The sequence below is a fragment of the uncultured Fibrobacter sp. genome (genome assembly GCF_947166265.1).
Classification (GTDB): Bacteria; Fibrobacterota; Fibrobacteria; order Fibrobacterales; family Fibrobacteraceae; genus Fibrobacter.
In genome coordinates this window covers 1-4,378 of sequence record NZ_CAMVDO010000079.1, presented here as the reverse complement: position 1 = coordinate 4,378, position 4,378 = coordinate 1, and the positions used below count along the sequence as shown (strand labels likewise).

Here is a 4,378-nt window from a genome sequence, read left to right as displayed (position 1 = left end):
CTCTCCCCCATACAAAAAAGGCCGCAGCATTTTATTGCTACGGTCTTTAATGTTTCGGCAGGAGATCCCCGCCTTCGCGGGGATGACAACCTCAATTACACTTCTTCAATAGAAGCGTGGTACTCTTGCAGGCTCTTCACAGCACCGTGGCCGTTACGAGCGGCGGCGATGCCCTTCACGGTGTTGTAGGCACCGGCGAGCGTGGTGATGTAAGGCACCTTGTACTTGATGGCGGCCTTGCGGATAGCGCTTTCGTCCTTGATGGCGTCGCGCTTTGCCCACGGCGTGTTGATGATGAGGTTCACCTGCTTGTTCAGGATGATGTCGAGGACGTTCGGGCGGCCTTCGGCGATCTTGTTCACCACTTCGCACTTGACGCCGGCCTTCTCGTAGAACTTGGCGGTGCCTTCGGTAGCGTAAATCTTGAAGCCGAGCTTCTGGAATTCCTTGCCGATTTCGATGGCCTGTTCAGACAAGTTAACCTTGTCGGAGAGGCTAATCAGCACGGCACCTTCGTTCGGGAGGAAGGAACCGGCGGCTTCCTGGCTCTTGTAGTAAGCGAGGGCGTAGTCGTCGGAGAGGCCGAGCACTTCGCCGGTGGAGCGCATTTCGGGGCCGAGAACCGGGTCCACCTTCGGGAACTTGTCGAAGGGGAACACGGCTTCCTTGGCGCCGTGGTGGTTGAACTTCTTGTCCTTGAGCTTGAGGTCTTCGAGCTTCGCGCCGAGCATCAGGCGGGTCGCGAGGCGGGCCATCTGGGTGTTGCAAACCTTGGAGACCAGCGGCACCGTGCGGGAGGCACGCGGGTTGGCTTCGAGGACGAACACCTTGCCGTCTTCGATAGCGTACTGCATGTTCATGAGGCCGCAAACGTGGAGGGCTTCGGCAATCTTCCTGGTGTAATCCTTGATGGTTGCCAAGTTTTCCTTGGTGATGGTCACCGGCGGGATAATGCAGGCGGAGTCACCGGAGTGGACACCGGCAAGTTCCACGTGTTCCATCACGGACGGGATGTAAACGTGTTCGCCGTCAGAGAGGGCGTCGGCTTCGCATTCCAAAGCGTTGTGGAGGAAGCGGTCGATGAGGAGCGGACGATCCGGGGTCACGCCCACGGCCTTCGCCACGTATTCGCGGAGCATGTTTTCGTCGTAGATGACTTCCATGCCGCGGCCGCCAAGCACGAAGCTCGGGCGGATCATCACCGGGTAGCCACCGATCTGCTTGACGCAAGCGAGGGCTTCGTCGATGTTCGTGGCCATGCCGCTTTCCGGCATCGGGATGCCGAGCTGGTCCATCATCTTGCGGAACAGGTCGCGGTCTTCGGCGATATCGATGGAGTCGATGCTGGTGCCGAGAATCTTGACACCTTCGTCGCTCAAAGCGCGGGCGATGTTCAGCGGGGTCTGGCCACCGAACTGCACAATCACGCCAGCCGGCTTTTGACGCCTACGGCGTCCGCCGCTTCGCCTCGATCATAAAAATGAACGAGTTCATTTTTGCGACACTCGGCTTGCAGGCTTTTCCTTGTGGTAAATCTGGAGCACGCAACCTGGTTATTTGGGCGTTCCCGCACATATATGTGCGGTCGGGCTATATTCTGGGGGCAATCGGCTTCGCTAACGCTTGCCGTTCACCTCCCAGAACCAAGCCTCGCTTCGCGAGTCTTGTCCCCAAGGGGTCACTATCCCTAACGCTAGTAAAGCTAGGATTATTAACAGTCCTCGTTTATTTCCTTCTTTTCCAACTTGATTCTATACGGAATATTAAAAGAATGTGCAATGTACACGCAGTATTTATTTTGCTTGGGCGAGAGACCTAATAGTTTATGAAGAAATTTCAACAGAGTTTTTAACAATGAGTTCAACAAGCCAAAAAGAATTAAAAAAATTAAAATTACGCAACCCACTTCTCCAATAAAATTCCATATTCCGTTTTTTATTTTTTCATCCAACTTTTTTTCAACAAAGGCAACAACGGAATTTGTTTCATTGAGATTAGATTCTTCATCATTTGAATTAGATAAATTTGTGCAGAAAACATTAACATTCACGGCTTTTCTATTTTCGACAGCTAAAGAATCCTTTTTTGAATAATCAACTTTCATCTTTGACTTGAGCCTTTTGGAATTTTTCAACACGCAAGAACATTTATGAATTCGACCTTCGCTACATTTTACGTCATTTGAATCTGTCGTTTCAATCGATCTTTCTATAGAAGTTTCAATGGATTCAGATTTTAAAGGCAGTTCATTATTCAACGAATCACTTTTAGCATGACAAAAAGAAATCGCGAGCAGAGCAACAATTACAGCAATCCACTTGATCAAGCCTTTCCCATTCACCTCTCTCTTCGCACGTTCCCAATCGTACTTAAGATTGTGAGACATGCCTTCTTCAAAATAAGCAAGAAATTCCATTACAGAAATATTCTCACCATCACCCCAAAATCGATAATCTACCCATTGCGATGAAAGCTCATAAGTTGTCGAAGCATCCTTGTATGCCAGCATATCCAATATTGCCATTAGTTTGCAATCTTCTTTGTCACTCAAGTTCAATCGAACTTCAAAGAAAGCTTTTGCTTCGGCGGCAGAATGAAATACTATGCCACAATTTTCTTTGCCATCTGTTGCATTGCCTTTAGAACAGAAACGATCTTTATTTTCAAAATACCGTCTCAAAGCAACAGTAGCACCACGAAGATCATCTCGCCATTTTTTTCGTTCTTGAGTAATGTTTTCGATAGCGTTCTTTTTGTCAGCTGTAGATTTTGTAAAAACAGCCGTTATCAACGAAGCTAAAACGCCTGTAATCAAAGCAGCAACAATAGTTTCCATTTACTTTTTCCTTTTTTGGGTGCGGGCGCACCTTCGGTAGGCACTCGATGATGGCTTATACCTTGCATTACTCAGAATCTTTCACACAACGAATAGGAAGTCCGTCACTCTTATCTATCTTATTAACACTCGCCGAACTCGAATACATTCCCCCATAATATGCTTTATATTCGTCGTAATCAGAGGCGTTCCAGAAAAAAGCTTTATAGCCGACTTCAGAACAACTATTATAGCCTTGACAATAACCTGCTGGAAGTGCAGTAAAACCAAAAGCATCCGTTCCATTGCGATTAGCGTTCCACCCTGAAACAGCTTTGAGTTTCGTACCCGCATTCGATGCGCCACCACCATTAGATATCAAAATTTCAAATTCATCCTTTGTCGGCAAATGCCAGCCTTCCGGGCAAATTCCACGAACAGGGTATGTCGGAGAACAAGTCTTGTACTTGCCACACCCCATTCCATTGACCGCATATGTTCCAACACTATCCATTGCGGCAGACCATGTATAGTAACGTCCATATTTATTGCAGCTGGACACCCTATTGTATTCGCAGTAACTTTTTGCCGTATTCTCGTTATATTCAAAATTGAGATTTTCAGCCATCCATGTTTGAGGACCAATCGTTACAATCTTGTATTCCTTACCATCTCTCGAATCCGTCATCATTTCATAATGTCTATCCACAGAGGCATCCCAAGCATCGCCCGAACAGACATAGATGGAATCTTGAGTCGTTGCAGCGTAAGGCTTGCGAATTGTTTTCCACATAGTATAGCCGTGCGTACACGGAATACCAAGCGACAATTCTAGTTCTTTTGCGGTTCTAAATTCGTTATTGTCGCAAACATACTGATTTTCTGCAATCACATTGCCAGGAACAAACAAGTCGTTATCAAGACATTTCAATCCGTATGTGTCGTATTCCAATACGGAAGCTTTCTCCCAAACTTCGCTGCGGCATATATAGTATGTATTCTCAAATTTTTTCACCTCTTTTTCATTGCCGTTCGAACAAGTCCCCAATTTGTAATTAACGATTATTTCATTAACATCCAAGATTGCGTTTTTTTCTCCACAACTAATGGTAATGAGATTTCCTTCTCGGTCAATGGAACAATCTGCTCCAGCATCGCCTTTTTCACCTTTATCGCCTTGAATACCTTGGTCACCAGTATCGCCCTTGTCACCTTTCTCGCCTTGAATGCCTTGGTCGCCGGTATCGCCCTTGTCACCTTTCTCGCCTTGAATGCCTTGGTCGCCAGTATCGCCCTTTTCACCTTTCTCGCCCCGAATGCCTTGGTCGCCAGCATCGCCCTTTTCACCTTTCTCACCCTGAACGCCTTGATCACCGGTATCGCCCTTTTCACCTTTCTCGCCCCGAATGCCTTGGTCGCCGGTATCGCCCTTTTCACCTTTCTCACCCTGAACGCCTTGGTCGCCGGCATCGCCCTTTTCACCTTTCTCACCCTGAACGCCTTGATCACCGGTATCGCCCTTTTCACCTTTCTCGCCCCGAATGCCTTGGTCGCCAGTATCAC

General features: G+C 47.7%; 2 protein-coding genes and 1 pseudogene. All 3 read right to left on the bottom strand.

All coding sequences use genetic code 11. The features are described 5' to 3' along the window. Positions 1–95: 95 nt before the first annotated feature. Positions 96–1,439, bottom strand: a pseudogene (locus tag Q0W37_RS15225) (ATP-grasp domain-containing protein); the annotation flags it as partial. A 272-nt stretch (positions 1,440–1,711) separates the two neighbouring features. After that, the gene (locus tag Q0W37_RS15220; protein ID WP_297702393.1) at positions 1,712–2,836 is read right to left on the bottom strand and encodes a hypothetical protein; all 1,125 of its coding nucleotides are present in this window, start codon (positions 2,834–2,836) and stop codon (positions 1,712–1,714) included. 67 nt (positions 2,837–2,903) lie between these two features. After that, the coding region (locus Q0W37_RS15215; RefSeq protein ID WP_297702392.1) for an FISUMP domain-containing protein at positions 2,904–4,378 on the bottom strand (1,475 nt) is incomplete at its 5' end.